The sequence below is a fragment of the uncultured Methanobrevibacter sp. genome (genome assembly GCF_947169325.1).
In the GTDB taxonomy this organism is placed as follows: domain Archaea; phylum Methanobacteriota; class Methanobacteria; order Methanobacteriales; family Methanobacteriaceae; genus Methanocatella.
Map to the genome: position 1 here is coordinate 1 of NZ_CAMVPN010000028.1, position 18,512 is coordinate 18,512.

7 protein-coding genes are annotated in these 18,512 nt (G+C 31.5%); all 7 read right to left on the minus strand.

The window, feature by feature from the left end:
* A partial coding sequence (locus Q0W26_RS05530; protein WP_298523275.1) for an amino acid adenylation domain-containing protein occupies positions 1-3,748 on the minus strand: 3,748 nt, incomplete at its 3' end.
* Entirely contained in the window at positions 3,745-6,741 is a 2,997-nt protein-coding gene (locus Q0W26_RS05535) for a non-ribosomal peptide synthetase (RefSeq protein WP_298523276.1), read from the minus strand. The genes Q0W26_RS05535 and Q0W26_RS05530, both read right to left, overlap by 4 nt.
* 83 nt (positions 6,742-6,824) lie before the next feature.
* Positions 6,825-7,277 (minus strand): hypothetical protein, encoded by a 453-nt coding sequence (locus tag Q0W26_RS05540; RefSeq protein WP_298523277.1) that lies wholly within the window; start codon positions 7,275-7,277, stop codon positions 6,825-6,827.
* Between the two features lie 78 nt (positions 7,278-7,355).
* The gene (locus Q0W26_RS05545) at positions 7,356-7,655 is read right to left on the minus strand and encodes a hypothetical protein (RefSeq protein WP_298523278.1); all 300 of its coding nucleotides are present in this window, start codon (positions 7,653-7,655) and stop codon (positions 7,356-7,358) included.
* A 27-nt stretch (positions 7,656-7,682) separates the two neighbouring features.
* The gene (locus tag Q0W26_RS05550; RefSeq protein WP_298523279.1) at positions 7,683-8,144 is read right to left on the minus strand and encodes a hypothetical protein; all 462 of its coding nucleotides are present in this window, start codon (positions 8,142-8,144) and stop codon (positions 7,683-7,685) included.
* Between the two features lie 751 nt (positions 8,145-8,895).
* On the minus strand, positions 8,896-10,623 hold the full coding sequence (locus Q0W26_RS05555; RefSeq protein ID WP_298523281.1) for an MATE family efflux transporter: 1,728 nt from the start codon (positions 10,621-10,623) through the stop codon (positions 8,896-8,898).
* Positions 10,624-10,634: 11 nt separating this feature from the next.
* Complete coding sequence (locus Q0W26_RS05560; protein ID WP_298523282.1) at positions 10,635-18,452, minus strand: non-ribosomal peptide synthetase; 7,818 nt, start codon at positions 18,450-18,452, stop codon at positions 10,635-10,637.
* Between the last annotated feature and the right edge of the window lie 60 nt (positions 18,453-18,512).

An 18,512-nucleotide genomic window follows, 5' to 3' on the forward strand; every position in this document is an offset into this window, starting at 1 on the left:
CATCTTCCGCTACAAGTGCAATATTGTCAGGATTTGCTTCAACTTGACTTTCAAAGCGTTTATGTATTATTGGAGTTTCAACAGGTGTGAAAGTAGGTAATTCATATTCGCTTTCCAATTCTATTTCATTAATCATCAATTTGTTAATGTCATTTTCAATGAACTGGTTTAGAACAAGATTAAGTGAATCCAGGAATTTTTGAATATATTCTTCACTATACAATTGGTCATTGTAATCCAATTTGTATAAAATTTTATCCTCATAAACAAAAATATCAAAGTTAACCTTATATGCTGTTGCAGAAAGATCTTCTGAAAGCAAAGCAGTTTCCTGATAATTTTTACCATTTATTGTTACTTCTTCAGACTGCAGGAATTCCTGATAAGAAAAGAAGAATTCAGGTTTTAACTGATAGTTTTCTGCAAGACTAGTATATGGGTATTCACTATGACTTATTGTATCTTTCCAGACATCATCAATACCATTAATGAATTCTTTAATAGTTTCCTGTCTGTTTTCGTTGTTGAATATCAATGGAAGTGTTTTTACCAAGAATCCCTGAGTGTCATAGTAGAACGGATTGGATCTTCCATTGAAAATTGTTGTAATCAATGTTTTATCACTGAAAGTGTATTTATTCAATGTTAATGTAAGTGCAGATAAGAATACTGCATTTTGACTTAATGAATAATTATTGCAGAATTCTTTAATGTTATCAGCGCTAAATTCCTGTATAAATGATTTTAACTGTCCTTCATCAGGATTTCCATTGAGGTTTGGTGTTAAGATTGTTGACTCAATTTCATGTGACAGTTTCTCATCAAAGAACTCTTTAGATTCTTCATATTTATCACTGTTTTTGGCATCAGCTTCAATAAGACTGTAGACATAACCGTCCACAATTTCCTGTGATAAATCCCTATTTTCATAAGCATTAGCAATATCTGCGAAAATATTGATTTGAGATACACCATCAGTAATTATGTGGTGGAAATCAACAAACAATATTGTTTCATCAGATGTTTTATATATTTTAAATCTGAATAACTGTTCATAACCGAAATTGAATGCTTTAACATCATTTTTAATAATTTCTTCATCACCGATTGAATCAACTTCAACAATTTCGATTTCATCAATTGGAGTGTCGTCATTTCTTTCCTGTTTTAGAGAACCGTCTTCAGTAGTGATAATTCTGGTTTTGATGTATGGATGAGCTTCAACTGTTTTAATAATGGATTCTTTCAATTTATCAGCATCAACATCACTGCCGAATCTTAAAAGAGTTGGCATGGTATATTTGATTACATCAGGATTCTGTACACATTCATAGTATACACCTAACTGGTTTTCAGTTAATGGGAAATAATCTAATTTAGAAGCCAAATCGATAAATTCTTCTAAATCTGTTTCCTGATCAGCGTTAGCATCAATTTCTGCTGCAAGTTTTCTAATAGTTGGATCATTGAATAAGATAGAAATATCCAAATTGATTCCCATTTCAGCATAAATCAATGAGTTGAATTTCATCAATATCAATGAAGTAAATCCTATTGCATACAAATCATCAGTAACACCAAATTGATCAGTATTGACCAGACCTGAAGCTATTTTGAAGAGTTTTTCTTCAAGTTCATTTTCAGGTTTGACGTTTTCAAGGTCAAGTTTTGGTTCAGGTAAAGCTTTTATGTCTGTTTTACCGTTTGGTGTTTGAGGCATTTCATCAATCTGCATGTATGCAGTAGGAACCATATACTTGGTTAATTTATCTTTTAAGAATTCTTTCAACTCAGAACTGTCAATCTCTTCTTCAGCAGTATAGTAAGCGCATAAGTGATCATTATTGTTGATTTTCTTAATTACAACAACAACCTGTTTCACTGACGGATACTTATTAATATTTGATTCGATTTCTCCAATTTCGATTCTCAATCCTCTGAGTTTGATTTGGTTGTCAATTCTTCCCTGAATATCAATTTCTCCGTTAGGTTTTTCTATTGCATAGTCCCCACTTCTGTAGTATGGGATGTCATTGATGGTCATGAACACTTCTTCGGTTTTATCCGGCATGTTATAGTATCCTTTACCCACACCGGTTCCTCCAATGTATAGCTCTCCCATTACACCTTGAGGCAGGAGTTTTCCGTCAATATCACGAACATCAGTAACGTAATTATTTAATGGATGACCAACGGTTATGTCATTGACATCAGTAACTTCCTTGTTGTTTGATGTGATTGTGGTTTCTGTAGGTCCGTAACTGTTGTATACAACCGCATCAGAGTATTTCTTGAAGTTTTCATATACTTTGGTTGAGAACTGTTCTCCTCCAAGGAATACACATTTTAAGCAATCGATTACATCACAGAACTCAGGCACTTCAAGGTATGAAGCAAGTCTTGATGGAGTAATTTCTGAAACTTCAGGTTTTTCCTCATCAATTAACTTAATTAACTCCGGAATGTTTTTAATCTGTGTGTCACTTGCAAGTATTAATTTCAATCCGTTTGAAAGGGAAGTCAATATATCATCGACAGATACGTCAAAGGAAATTGTTGCAAGACATAATAAACTATTATATTGTGATTTTGGATTAGATACCTGGTTTGCAATGTTTTCATGTGAAATCATCACACCTTTAGGATTTCCAGTAGAACCTGAAGTGTAAATCATGTAAGCCAAATCATCAGGAGTACTATTCACATCAGGATTTTCAGCATTTTCTTCTTCAAGCAATTCTTTTACATTCAATGAATTGCCGTCATCCCCATCGGAAATAATATAGTCTGCCCGACTGTTTTCATAAATATAATCGATTCTGTCCTGAGGATATTCCAAATCAATAGGAATATATGCGCAACCTGCTTTTAGGATACCCAATATTGATGCTATCAAGTCGCTGCTTCTATGAAGCATTACTAAAACATTGCTTTTTGGCTTGACTCCAATTTTAATTAATGCATTTGCAATCTTATTAGCTTTTTGGTTAAGTTCATTAGCTGTTAATGTTGCATCTTCTGCAACAAGTGCAATGTTTTCTGGATTTGCTTCAACTTGTTTTTCAAAGCGTTTGTGAATGAATGGAGTTTCAACAGGTGTGAAATTTGGAATTTCATAGTGTTTATTCAGTTCAATTTCACTTATTGGAATTTGATCAATATCAATTTCAATGAATTGATTTACAGTGTTTAAAACACTGTTTAAAAAGGTTTTGACATATTGTTCACTGTATAACTGGTCATTATATAACAAGAACAATTCAATATTGTCTCCAGATTCGTTAATATCGAAAGTGATTTTATAATTAGTTTCAACAGTATCCAGACGAGTCAATTCATAATCATTACCATTCATTGTAATGATGCTTTCATCAAAGTTATTGTAAGTATACATGAATTCAGGTTTTAATTGGAATTCTTCTGAAATTTTAGTATACGGATAATCGGAATGTTTAAGAGTTTCCTTCCATAACTTATCAGTTTGATTTAATAATTGTCTTATTGTAATGTTTCTGTTTTCATTGATAGACAATATAGGAAGTGTTTTAACTAAAAATGCCTGAGTATTGAAATAATTGGAATTTGACCTACCGTTAAATATGGTTGTTATCAGAGTCTTGTCTGAAAATGTGTACTTATTCAAATTCAATATTGTACTTGCCATGAATAAAACGTTAGGACTTATCCTTTCATCAGCACAGAATTTCCTGATTATTTGTGGATTGATGTTTTTAGAAATTGATTTCAATGCTCCTGTGTCATTAATTCATGGAAATATCTTTCACATGCAATGTACTCATCACTGTTTTCATTTTCCTTTTCAATCAATGCGTTTATATAACCGTCAATTGTTTCTTTTTCAATTTCTTTTCCTTCATACGCATCTGAAAAACTCTTGAACAGTATGTTTACAGATGCGCCGTCGGTTATGATGTGGTGCACGTCAAAGAATAGTATGACCCCATCATCAGTCTTGTAAATTTTAGCTCTGAACAGTTGTCCTCCCAACAACTCGAATTTCTTGAAGTTAAGATTATATATTTCCTCATCACTGATATGGGGCACTTCAACAATAGGAATATCTTCTATTGGAATTGAATCATCCCGCTTATGCATCAACTGGTCACCGTGCATGACAATTCTTGTTTTAAGATATGGATATGTATCAAATGTTTTAATAATAGCTTCCTTTAACTTTTGAGCATCAATTGAGTTGTCGAATCGGATAAGACAAGGTAAGTTATATTGTGGCTCATCAGGATTTTGTGCACATTCATAATAAACACCCAACTGATTTGCAGTCAATGGAATGTATGTTGAATTTTTAGCATCTTCAATAATCCTGTCAAGTTTCTCGGAATCTTTTTGAGCATTATCTATCTCATTTGCAATTTTTCTGATTGTAGGTTCATCAATCAGTTTAGAAATATTTAAATTGACACCAGTCTCTTCAAAGACAACTGCACTCAATTTCATCAATGTCAATGATGTAAATCCTACCGCATACAAATCATCAGTTACACCAAACTCAGTGCTTTCAGCAACAGACGCAGCAATATCAAATAATTTTTTCTCGGTTTCTATTTCCGGAGGAACTAACTCCAGATTAAGCACTGGTTTTGGAAGTTTTTTAAGGAATATTTTTCCATTAGGTGTTTTTGGCATTTCATCCAACTGCATGAATACTGTTGGAACCATATAAGTGGTTAATCTTTCCTGCAAGTATTTTTTCAACACCTTTACATCAATTTCTTCACTTGCAGTGAAATATGCACATAAATGATCATTATTGTTAATTTTTTTAACTACAACTGCAGTCTGTTTTATGTTTGGGAATTTAGTAATGTTTGATTCGATTTCACCAATTTCTATTCTCAATCCCCTGAGTTTAATCTGATTGTCCATTCTTCCTTTTGAAATCAGTTTTCCTTCGGAATTTTCTATACCAAAGTCTCCTGTTTTATAGAACGGTATATTGTTTATTGTGATAAAAGAATCCTGGCTTTTTTCATCCATATTATAATATCCTTTTGAAACACCGCAACCTCCTATATAGATTTCACCTAAAACTCCTGGAGGAAGGATCCGTCCATCAATATCCCTTATTTGAGCAACTACATTATATGGTGCGTCTCCTATTGTCAATTCCTTATCCATATCAGTTATTTTCTCGATTGTTCCGATTCCTGTCACTTCAGTACAACCGTAAATGACATAAGGAATCATTCCATCATTGGACAGAAGAACATGTGCCAGTTCGTCTGGAACTTTTTCTCCACCCATACAGATTTGGTTAATTGAAGATAATGATTTTGCAAACGGTTCATAATCCAAATATTGCTTTAAACGTGAAGGTGTTGTGAATGTGAATGCATCAGGTTTTTCTTTTTCCATTAACCTAACCAATGATTCGATGTTTTTAGCTTCATCATCATTTGCAAACACCAAAGTATTTCCATATGTTAAACTTAAAAAATCAGCTATAAAAGCAACAAATGAAACTGTAATGACTCCAAGGTTTTTCTCCATTTTGGAATATGCCTGATAAACTATATTTTCTTCATTTTCAGTGAATCCGCTTGTAACGTTTCTGTGAGTTCCCATTACTCCTTTTGGCAACCCTGTGGAACCTGAAGTGTAAAGGAGATATGCCAAGTCGTCTGGAGAAATCTCAACATTTGGATTTTCATCATTTTCCTCCTGAAGCAATTCGTCAATACCAATAGAATTTGGCATAAGGTCAATAGTTTCAGCAAGAATATAATCTGCCTGACTGTTATGAGCCATGAAGAGTATCCTTTCTTTTGGAAATGCCAAATCAATAGGAATATAAGCACAACCCGCTTTTAAAACACCTAAAATTGTAGCAATCAAATTGCTGTTTCTGTGAAACATTATGACAATATTGCTTTTAGGCTGAATGCCTTTTTTGATAAGTGCATTTGCAATCTTATTGGCTTTCCGGTTAAGCTCATCGTATGTTAATCTTTCGCCGTCTGCGACAAGTGCAAGGTGGTCAGGTTTCTTTTCCACCTGCTTTTCAAAACGTTTATGGATGAATGGTGTTTTAATTTCATTGAATTCGAAATCTTCATCTTCTTTTACAAGATAAATGTCAGATAAAGATGAATTGGAAATATCGATTGATAAAAATTGATTGATAATTTGATTGATATTATTGAGGAATAAATTAATGTATTCAACAGAATATAATTGGTCATTATATGAAGAGGATAATACAAACTCTTCGGAGGTTTCCTTGATTGTTATGTAAAGGTCATATTTATATCCTAATGAATCAAGATCCAAGTCCTTATTGAATGCATAATATATGCCTGATTTCAAATCATATTCCTTGATGACATCATCAATTGAAAAATCTGCATACTTTAAATTTTCTTCATAATCCTTTTGAATTTGCACCAAATAATCTTCAATGGATATTTTCCTGTTTTCAAAATTTGTAGTGAAAATTATATCATTTTCATGAAATATCAAATTCTTATTGGAAAAATTGAACTTATTTAATGCCAAACAGGTTCCTGCTAAAAAAAGAACACTTTCATTTATTGAATTTTTTTGACAAAATTCGTTTAATGAAACTTTATTAATTTTTAATTCTTCAGTATTTAAATTCGGAGTTTCAATCCCATTTAAATCAGGATTGAGAATTGTACTTTCATCAAATTCCTTAATAATCTCTAAAAAGTATTTGATATAGTTCACATTTTTATCAATCATAACCTTTCCATCCAAAATTTATTCAATATATACTATGTTTTTTTAAAATAAATAAATTAATCTTATTATATTATAAGGGACTGTCAAGATGTTAGCTCTTGATTTCTTTTTTCAATCCATCCATTTTTTTGAAGCATTATCTGGTTGAATACTCCTTCCATTGTTCTAAACTTCTTTTGGTGCGCTCGTGGCATTGTATTACCTATGTAATTTTCTATTTGGTTGTTGGTATTGTCTAATTTTCCTTTATGTCTTTTTTCAAGGAAGTGTATGAATTTTTTATATTCGGGGAAAAATTTTTCACCCATATAATCTTTTAAAAGCTTTAGAAAATTAATGGATTCTCTTTTTAATAAATCTACATATTTTATTGCTTTATCATATGTTTGTTGTTTGAATAATTGATAAATTAAACTTAAATATTCATTTATTTCTGATTTATAGTTGTCTATGAATTGATTTGATTTTTCTTTGATTTCAGTATCACAGAGATTTAATTCCATATTTTTTAAATCTCTTTCGAATCCTTTGCGCATTTTTGTTAATTCTGGACTAATGGTGTCATAAATATTTAATAATAAATGAAATGTGCAATGTTGGTGAACAAAACCTAATTATCTCATTATTTTATCATAACTTGGTTTTAAATCTGTAACAATGGCAATGCAGTCTTTTGGTCGAATACTGTTTTTTAAAAATTTTTTTGTAGTTTTTGAATCTTCTTTTTTAGCCAATAGCTCCGCTATTGGCATTTTATTAACAATATCAAAAAGAACATGCCGATAATTCCATTTTCTATTGATTCTAATCCATTGTACGTCATATGCAACGTAACCTGATATTTTCAACTCTTCATTTAAAAAGTAAAGTCCATCATGAATTAATAAAGATTTTCTTATCGTTTCATAAGACATTTTAATATCATTAAAGACATTATATGCCTAAGTAAGATTCCTTAATGAATCCCAACCCCTAGTTCTTAATTTAACCGCTTTGTTTTTCATTTTAATGGAAAAATTGCAGTAATCTTCATAAATTCCATTTAGCCTTACCTGACTGTATTTTCTGCATTTCTTACACAAATATCGTTTAACTTTAATAATAACACTAATTCCATTTTCTAAATATATTTTACGTTTGTTAAATGATTTTTTAATCACATCATTAGAAAAACAGTTCTTACAATGAGGATCATGGTATTCAATGACTCCTTTTTCATTAATAAAGCAATCTTCATCGAGAATTCCATCAAGATACAAAACAAATTGAACAGTATTTTCTCCAAAAGTGCTTTTTGATGATTTTTCATCATTTTTTCGAACAGGATCTGAATTCAAATAGTTAAATATATATTGTTTGCCATCCAAAATAAGACATGGAAGGCATTTATTTTTGGGTTTCATATATAAATATTTGTCTTCCAACCTATATAAAGATTATTATATCTTAATTTTTAAAAATTCAAGTGATTTAGAAAGGAATAAAAAATAGAAAAATTAGAAAATCCAGAACATGCTGAAAATCGAACAATAACTTATATTTAAACCTTTTTAAAGAATTTGACTAATTTTATGCAAAAATAAAGAAAAATAAAAAAATTTAAAATAAATCTGTCAAAGAGCTAACTTTTTGACAGTCACATTTTTAAAAAAATATGATTAAATATTAAATTTTTATTAAAAAATAATTCTAAAAAAATTAAATGAACAATTTAATATCGAAAAAATTAAAATAAAGAAAAATTCAAACTTAAACTAAAAATTGGAATAGAATAGTAATAGTTGCATTAATATCTTTATTTGGTTCAGGTTATGGTACATAATTTGGAGTTCCAGCAGATACATTTTCTCCAGTATAGATGAAAATGCTTAATTATCAGGAGTTCTAAAAAAAAGTAATGTAGAGAGAAAAGTTATACAACTATCACATGAGTTTTCATATATTCCTCTCCAAATAATTACATGATTAATATTTTAAATTTCAAGTCATACATAATTAGGTCAAAACAAGACTTTAAAAAAATTACATTTAATTCAAACATAAACACTGACCCCACATATCAAAAGTGGAATTAATCTCATCACCATTAGCATATTGCATTAGCTAATAAGATGATGGATTAATGACTTCATTATACGATATATAATGAAGTTGTTAATTTTTAATAGTTATTACAGTACTATTTAACCCTAATACTCTTGAATAGTCAACATTGTCTGCAATTTTATTTAAAACACTGATATTGTCAAATTCAAGATTATCTTTTTCCACTACTGGATTGAAATCGACACCAGTATCCTTAATTGATATTAAAATATTGTCAGCATTATTTCTAACAATTACGTCAATTGTATTAACTGTTTCATTGTTGTTGATGATGTTTACAAGCATCTCTTCAATAGCTAAACTGACTATTGCTGCAGATTTATTGTCTGATAAATAATTCTGAACATTTTGTGCCAATTCCACAGCATCTTTTACATTACCATTAATTGTATGTTCAAATACTTTTTCATCATCATTGTGCTTGTTGATAAAGAATCCTGAATATTCACCCTCTGTTTTTTTATGGATATATTTTGAATAAGCAAAGATGAACAGTATTGTTAATGCTTCAGCGATTGCAAATGAAATCCAAATACCGTTTCCTGCAAATGGAATGGACAATATGCATGCAAGCCCAATAGGCAAGACCAAACCTTCAAGCAGGGAAATAATAGTGGATAATTTATTTTTCTGAATTGCCTGAGCATAAAAAGTATATAAAAATGTAATAGCTGTTCCCACATAACTTATTGCAAATATTCGCAGAGCATTCAATACAACAGGAACATCTGCAGGATTTTTAACACTGTACAGGAACAATAACGCCCGAGGATACACAATAAATAACAAAGATAAAGCCAAACTTGCAATTACAACGATTTTTAAAGACCTGTGAATAATGTAATTAACTCCAGAATAGTCTTCTTCTTTAAAGTAAACAGACACTATTGGAGACATTGTCTGAGCAGTTCCTATTAAAAATATATATAATATGAACAGGCTATTATAGCAGATACCGAATGCCACAATACCTGATTTTCCAACATATATTCCAACTAAAAAGTTTATTACAAGCAATTTTAAAGTTAAGTATAACTGTGTTGAAGAAGATGAAAATCCGGAAGTTGCAATTTTTTTAAGGAAAGCGAAGAATTTGCCTAATTTTAATTTAATAAATTCCAATGTACGGTCCTTTTTAAAAAAGTAATATGAAATTAAAACTGATCCAACAAGATAACCTGTTGAAGTAGCCAATGCTGCTCCTGAAAGTCCTAAATGGAAATATGAAATATAAATTACATCAAAACATATATTAACAATATTTGCAATCAATATTGCCCTGAACGGTAGTGACGGCATACCATCTGCCCTTATAAAGTATGATAAACTCATCATATAACATAAAAACGGCATACCAATAATTAATGAATTGAAATATGAAGTTACCTCAGGAATCAGTTCGGGCTGGGAGGAACATAAAAACTGTGCAATACTGCCTGAAAATATCAAACCGAATATCGAAATCAGTATTCCAATTACTAAAAGTGAAATAATGGATGTTGAAAAATATGAATTACTCTTTTCATCATCAAATTCTGCCTTTGCAACAGAACAAAGTACACTACCACCCAATCCAATCATCCAATAGATTAGATTGACAAAAGTAATCACAGGAGCTACAATCTGAATTGGTGCAAGATTAGATGCACCAATTAAAAAGCTCACTATCAAACCATCCACAAATAAACAGATATTTCCTGCCATTGAAGTAAATAATGTCGGGAGGAAAAATTCACTGAATTTACTCCTCAATAGTTTATAATTTCTTTCATACATCATTAATCCCCTTAAATACTAAAGAAGTCCAGATCATCCAAATATTTCACAAAGTTATAGACATACTCTTCAGACACATACGGCCATTTAATTCCCAAACGATACAATGCCTGTACGGTATAATCATTTGATACAGGAAGCCAGATTTTTTTAACTTTACCAGAACCGATTGAAGTAATTAAACCTGAAACTCCTTCTTGTTTTGATTTATCGGCCAATGCATCATCCAATGCTTTTTGATATTCATCTTCCTCCACATATTCAATATTCAATCCCAGAGGTTTGATGATTTCAATTATATCTCCAAAACTGATACTGTGATAATCATATGGATGGAATACAGTACAATCCTTTGGAGTTTTTGACAGACTAATAATTGCTTTTGCAGTCATATCAATTGGTGAAAATTCAACATTGCCCATAATCATTGAGTAAGACATTTTTCCAATTGTAACAAATGCTTTTAAACGGTTAATGAATCCGTTTGATTCAAAGTTAATTTGGAATTCACTGTCAGAGCTTCTTGCCATCAGGTTTCCAACCCTCATGATTTTAACATCCAAATCATTCTCTACCGCAGCTTCAAGAACTGCCCTTTCTGCGAGGAATTTGGAGTTAAGATACTGATTGTCCACAGCCTGACCAATGAATAAGTCCTGCTCTGTGAACGGAACATCGACAGGAGGATAATTGTTAATACTTTCACCTGCAATACTGTAGGTTGAAACCTGAACATATTTTGCATTTTTCATTTTAGCAAACTTAAGCCCGTTTACAACACCACCAAGGTTAATGTCCTCAATGTCCGTTCCAGATGAAAAGTGTTTCACATTAGCTGCACAATTGACAATGGTATCAATGTTTACATTAATAAGTTTTTCAAAGTCTTCAAAGTTTGTAATATCCCCTTCAATAATGTGCAATCTCTCATTGAAAAGCTCTTCGTATTCATTGGAGAAATAATAGAAGAGAAGTGATTTTAATCTTTCCTCTCCGCTTAATACTTTGTTTGATCTTATGAAACAGTATACATCACCAGTTTCATTTTCCAATATTTCACGAAGAACATGAATTCCTAAAAATCCTGTAGCTCCGGTGAGTAAAATATTTCCCAAACTATCCTGAATTTCGCCATCAAGTAAGTTTTCAAGAGTGTTTTTCTTAAGTAATGAATCAATATCGGAATAATCATATGACAGTTCAGCTTTTTTCTCTTCAGACTGGTCGGATAATACCAATTCGGCCAATGCTCTTGGAGTTGGATTTGAAAATACATCCCCATAGTTCAGATTATAGTTTCTGTTTAGTGCCTCCATTGTAATTTTGGTCACTAAAAGTGAGGTTCCACCAATTTCAAAGAAATTATCTGTAGCACTTACTTCATCAAGTCCTAAGATTTCACCAAACAGGTTTGTAAAGAATGCTTCAATGTCATTTTCAGGAGCCACATATTCTGTTATTAAAACAGGTTCAGGTAAGTTTCTGAGGTCTGTTTTACCATTTGCTGTTTGAGGCATTTCATCAAGTTCCATATAAACTGTTGGAACCATATAATATACCAATTTTTCCGCAAGGGAAGCTTTTAAATCATCAATATTAATTGAGTATTCGTTTTCTCCACGGTTTTCCTCCCTGTATTCATCATGAACTGTGAAGTAGGCGCATAAATGGTCATTGCCTTTGATTTTTCTAACAACAACTGCAACGGATTTGATTCCTGGGAATTTTGAAAGTCCAACTTCAATTTCCCCAATTTCTATTCTTAAACCTCTGAGTTTGATTTGATTATCCATTCTTCCGAATACATAATAATCTCCTTCTTCAGTGACCTTAACAAAATCTCCTGAACGGTAAAATCTTATTCCGTTAATAACTTCATATGCCTCAGCATTTTTCTCAGGACGATTCAAGTATTCTCTTGAAACCCCTTTTCCTGCAATATATAACTCCCCTATTACATTTGGAGGCAATGGATTGGAGTCAAAGTCCATGACCATTTCATGAACGTTGAATAATTCTTTTCCAATGTGAATATCTGAGCTTTCAAGCTGAACACCGTTACAGTAGACAGTTGTTTCTGTTGGCCCGTACATATTAAAGAATTTTCCATTGGAATTTTGTGAGAGAAGCTCATATAATCTTTTAGAGAAAGGTTCTCCAGCATGAATATATACCTTAAATCCATACATAGTCTCCTGCATCGCTTCAATTTCAAGATACTGAAGCAGTCTTGATGGGGTTGCAATGTAAACATTTGCACCGGTTCTGTGGATTAAATCCATCATTTCAATTGGATCTTTATATTCAGTATCATTAGCAAATACCATTGGAACACCATTCAAAAGTGATCCCATAATTTCCTGCTGGAATACATCAAATGCAACTGTTGTTGTGGACAATACTTTATAATCTTCTTTTTCAAGATTATGAACCAGTTCATAAGTACAAACATTCCTTGGGTCAGGATACACAAAGTTTGCAATGTTTCCATGTTCAAGGATTACTCCTTTAGGAAGTCCTGTTGAACCTGAAGTGTAAATGAGATATGCCATATTGTTTGCATGCACATCCGGATCAGGGTTAGCAGTGTCTTTTTCTTTGAGCAGTTCATTAACATCAAGCAAATTATCTTCATATCCACTTAAATCTATACCTTTCTTCTCAATCACATCATCCACAATGATAAATTTGGATTCGCTGTCTGTTAAAACATGCTCAATTCTCTCAGATGGATATTCTGAATCCACCGGAATGAATGCTGCACCGGATTTTAGAATACCAAATATTGATGCAACCACATTACTGTCCCTATTTAATATAAACATTATTCTATCTTCAGGACCGACACCCCTTTTAATGAGGCTGTGAGCAATTCTGTTAGCTTTTTTATTTAGTTCATCATATGTAAATTCCCCGTCAGTGGCATATAATATTACTCTGTCAGGATGCATTTCAACCTGATTTTCAAATATTTTATTTAATCTGTCTTCAGGAACATCATCATATGCCAAATCATCGACACCCCAGTCATCGTTTTCAATGATTGAAATATCTTTCATCAATGTGCTTTCATCAAATGTCTGGAATTTGTTTAAAACTATTCTAATTGATTCAAGGAAAGTGCTGATTAAAGTTTCAGAGTATAACTGATCATTATATTCGCAGAAAATTCTGTATTGACCATCAACTTCCACAACATTAATGTTGACTTTGAATTTCAGTCCTTCATAATCAATAGACTGTCTTTCAACTTTCATTCCACCGATTTCAATGTCTTCAATGATTTTTCCATGATAAGCATATAATATTTCAGGAGCAATATCGAATTCATTTGAAATTTCAGTTAAAGGATATGCGGAATATGTCAATACATTCAGCCATTCCCCATTTATATATTCAAAGTATTCCTTAAGAGTTGAATCAGAATTTAATTTCAATGCTAATGGTAATGTTTTAACCATCATGGCCAATGTTTTCTGTTGATTTGGATTGAATCTACCATTAGTGATAGTTGCGATTAATGTATCACGATTATATACGAATTTATTTATAACAAATGATGTTGCTGCCAGGAACAAATTGTTCTGAGAGATATTTGCTTTTGAACAGAACTCATCAATACTGGTTTTTTCAAGGAAAATATCATTCATTGCGACTTTACCTTGTGATTCATCGCCGTTAATGTCCTGTGGAATTAATGTTACATCATCAAACTCTTTGACTCTGTTATTGAAGAATAATTTTGCCTCCTCATATAAACCGGATTGGCGTGTTTTAATCTCATTTAAGCAATATTCAAATCCGTCAAGCTCTTCAATCTCATAATCTTTTCCATCATAGATTTTTGAGATTTCATCAAATAAAATGTTTAAAGAGGTTCCATCAACAATAATGTGGTGGAAATCAGCTAAAAGCATTGAGTTTCCAACTATCTTAAATCTGAATAATGGACCCTCATCCAGTTTGAATGGTTTTACAAACTCATCAACATCAGCTTCATCAACAACTTCAATCATATCATCAATTTTTAAATCATCCCTTCTTTGCTGATATACTTCACCATTATCCATTATTATTCTTGTTTTGAGATACGGATGATTTTCAATAGCTTTAATGATTGATGATTTAAGTTTGCCAACATCAATTCCTTCACTAAATTCCATTTTCTTCGGAAGGTTATATGCAGTGTTATCCAGATTTTTAATGCAGTCAAAGTAAATTCCAAGTTGATTTGGAGTTAAAGGATAAAGTTCTTTAATATCCTGCGATTCATCATCTTCAATTTTAATTTCAGAAGCTATTTTTTCAATAGTTTTGTATTTAAGAATTTCAGTAACATTCAATTGGGCATTTAATTTGGAATATATTGCAGAGGTCAGCTGGATAACTGTCAAAGAAGTTAAACCAATGCTGAATAAATCAGTATTAACACCAAATTCATCCATTCCCAAAATATCTGAGACAATGTCAAACAGTTCTTTTTCAATATCATTTCTCGGTTTAATAAAATCATCTAGATTTATTTCAGGATCCGGCAAGTTTTTGAAGTCAGTTTTTCCATTTGGAGTTTTTGGAAAAGCGTCCAATTGTATTAAATAAGACGGCACCATATACTTCGGAAGTGAATCGATTAAATGCTGTTTTAAATCATCCAAATTAATTTGTGAAGTTGCAGTAAAGTATGCGCAAAGGTGTTCAATACTGTTAAGTTTTTTAACAACAACCTTTGACAATGCAATGCCTTCATAGTTTGCTATTACACTTTCGATTTCAGATAACTCAATTCTCAATCCTCTGAGTTTAATCTGAGTATCGTTACGTCCTGCAACATACAGTTCGCCTTTTGAATCCTTTTTACCCAAATCACCAGTGTTATAATATGGAATGTTGTTTAACTCCATGAACACCTTTTCGGTCTGTTCAGGATTATTCAGATATCCTCTTGCAATTCCGGCACCACCAACATATATTTCACCGGAAACATAAGCAGGCAGCTGATTTCCATCAATATCCATAATTTTATCAACTACATTAAGCATTTTCCAACCAGCAGTTACTTCAGAAGAGTCAATTAATTTGTAATGTGATGCTATTGTAACTTCTGTCGGACCATATGAATTGTAGATATCTGCTTTAGTGTATTTTGACAATCTATCATAGAGAACTGGAGGGAATCCTTCACCACCTACAATAATTACTTTACATCCGCCAACAACATTCTGAATTTCTTCAAGCTGCAAGTATTCAAGCAGTCTTGTCGGTGTTGAGCCAAAACCATCCGCATCAGTCTTTTTAAACAGTTCCACTAATTGTAATGGGTCAATAGCCTCCTCATCATTTGCAAATACCACCGGCAAACCGTTTAAAATTGTACCGAATATCTCCCTTAAAAATACAATGAATGACACTGTTGAAATTGATATGAACTTATCACATTTACGGTTGAGCTCATAAATCGGAACATTTTCATCCACATTGGCAATATAGTTTGATATTCCCCTATGAGTAATCATTACCCCCTTAGGTTTTCCGGTTGACCCTGAAGTATAAATTAAGAAACATAAATTGTCAGGAGTTAATTCTACATTCGGATTTGAATCATCGCTTTCTTCAAGTAATTTTCCAACATCAAATCTGTTTTCACCATCGTATTCGATATCCTCAGAAGTAATGACAAATTTTGAATCGCTGTCTTCCAATATCTGGTCAATCCTGTTTTTCGGATAGTTTGGATCAATCGGAATAAATGCGGCGCCCGCTTTGACAATACCTAAAACAGCCGCTATCAAATCACTGTTTCTCCTCATCATAAACATTACTTTATCTTCAACTTCAACCCCATTTTTAATTAAACTGTTGGCTATTTTATTTGCTTTTCTGTTTAATTCATCATATGTTAACTCGCCATCCTCTGTATAAAGTATTGTTTTATCCGGATTTTCCAAAGATATCTTTTCAAATATATTATTTATTACGCCTTCATTAGCCAGATCAATTTCAAAGCCCTCATCAAGTTCAATTTCACGTCTTATTGAAATAGAATTAAGTAATGTCTCATTTATGGTAAATTTATTCAATAATACATCAATGGACTCCAAAAATACGTCCATTAATTCTTTTGAATAGAATGATTCGTCATAACTGATATTGATTTTTCCACTTTCATAATTAAAGACAAGTTTGTAGTCTTTAGTGTCAAATTCATCAATGAAAAATAATATTTCACTTTCAAAGTTTAATTTCTGATTGTTTAAAAGGGGATATTTATTGAATTCTTTAAATGAATTTTTAAAATCATTTAAGTATTCTTCAACGCTTAAATCAGTGTCAAAATGATATCCTGCAGCAACACGATTATAAGCAATTAAAATATCTTTTGAAAATGAAAATTTGGTTAAATCATATAGGAAAACTGCGAGCAATAGCTTTTCCTTAGGCAGTTTATACTGGTTAGACAAATTTTGTAACTTATCCTCATCAATTGCTTTAGAAATCTGTGTAAATTTAACCTTATCACCACTAACATCCGGTGAAATTGATGTTGGATTATCAAATGAATTTATCAGATTATTATAATAATTTTCTGCCCTGAAAAATTCCACTTCATCCACATTGTAATCCCGACATTTTTTTGATGAATCTATGCTAACCTCTTTTAATAGATCTTTTAAACCTTGACCGATTGATTCGATTTCACTTTTATGGAAACATGCTTTATCATATTCAATGAAAATAGAATGCAAACCATTTTTATCGGAGAAATTTTTATTTATTCTGAAGTGAAGCGGGAATTTAATGTCCTTTTGATATGTCAGGAATTTAGAATCATGATTTGTAGAATTTGACACGATGGAAATAGTAGAAATACAATCAGGATCAATTCCTGCATTTCTCAAATCAGTTGTGTACTCGCTGAACTGCAGTTTCGCATGAGCCAAACCCTCTTTTAAAACGCTTTTAGAGTATGCAAGCAAATCATCAAATGTTAAATATTCATCATAGGTTAATCTTAATGGAATAGTGTTTACAAACATTCCCAGTGCATCATCTTGTCCAAAGTATCTGCCATGGACTGAAGTGTTTAAAACCAGATCTTTGAATAAGTTATTGCCACGTTTTAATTTTGCCAAATACAAGAAGGTTAATGCAAGAGATGTTACAAATGGTGAATAATTAAAATCTGAAGTCTGATCTAAAAGAACTTCAAAATACCCAAGTTCCGAATTATCAAATGAATACCAGTCTCCGGAATAATCCTTTAAAGTATTTAACCAGTATTTTTTATCACTTTTTGCTTCATCAGATTTTAAATATTTTAATTCTTCATCAACATAAGTTTCATAGGAATAATCAATTGGGACATATTCACTATTGTTTTTAATAGATTCGATGCACTTATCCATTTCATGAGGAATAATTGAAAATAAAGAAGTCCCATCAAGCAAAATATGCTGGACAACACCTATCAAAACAGCGGAAGATTCTGTTTTTAAAACTGCCCATTTATATAACGGAGAGTCAAATACATCATCAAAAGGTTTATCAAGATAATCTTTTATAAAATCATTTAGATTTTCATTTGAAACATCAAATGAATCAATATTTACATCAATATCTATATAATACTGCTTGAAATTACCTGTATCATCATTTTTAATTTGTAAATTCAAATATTGGGCAGATATTATTTTAATTGCTTTTTTAACATACTCCAAATCCTCCAAATCATAATCTTTTCTAAATTTAAGATAAAATGAATCATTATGAGGATTATTTATCTCTGAAAATAAAAGCATTTTCTGAGCTGAGGATAATTTAAAGAAATTCATATTTATTCACTTAAAAAAATTTAACTATACTAAAATTATGTAAAACAAAATATTTAAAAT

Coding starts and splice junctions, on each gene's coding strand:
- Q0W26_RS05535 (WP_298523276.1), bottom strand. CDS start 6,741: ATGATTGATAAAAATGTGAACTATATCAAATACTTTTTAGAGATTATT.
- Q0W26_RS05540 (WP_298523277.1), bottom strand. CDS start 7,277: ATGCGCAAAGGATTCGAAAGAGATTTAAAAAATATGGAATTAAATCTC.
- Q0W26_RS05545 (WP_298523278.1), bottom strand. CDS start 7,655: ATGTCTTATGAAACGATAAGAAAATCTTTATTAATTCATGATGGACTT.
- Q0W26_RS05550 (WP_298523279.1), bottom strand. CDS start 8,144: ATGAAACCCAAAAATAAATGCCTTCCATGTCTTATTTTGGATGGCAAA.
- Q0W26_RS05555 (WP_298523281.1), bottom strand. CDS start 10,623: ATGTATGAAAGAAATTATAAACTATTGAGGAGTAAATTCAGTGAATTT.
- Q0W26_RS05560 (WP_298523282.1), bottom strand. CDS start 18,452: ATGAATTTCTTTAAATTATCCTCAGCTCAGAAAATGCTTTTATTTTCA.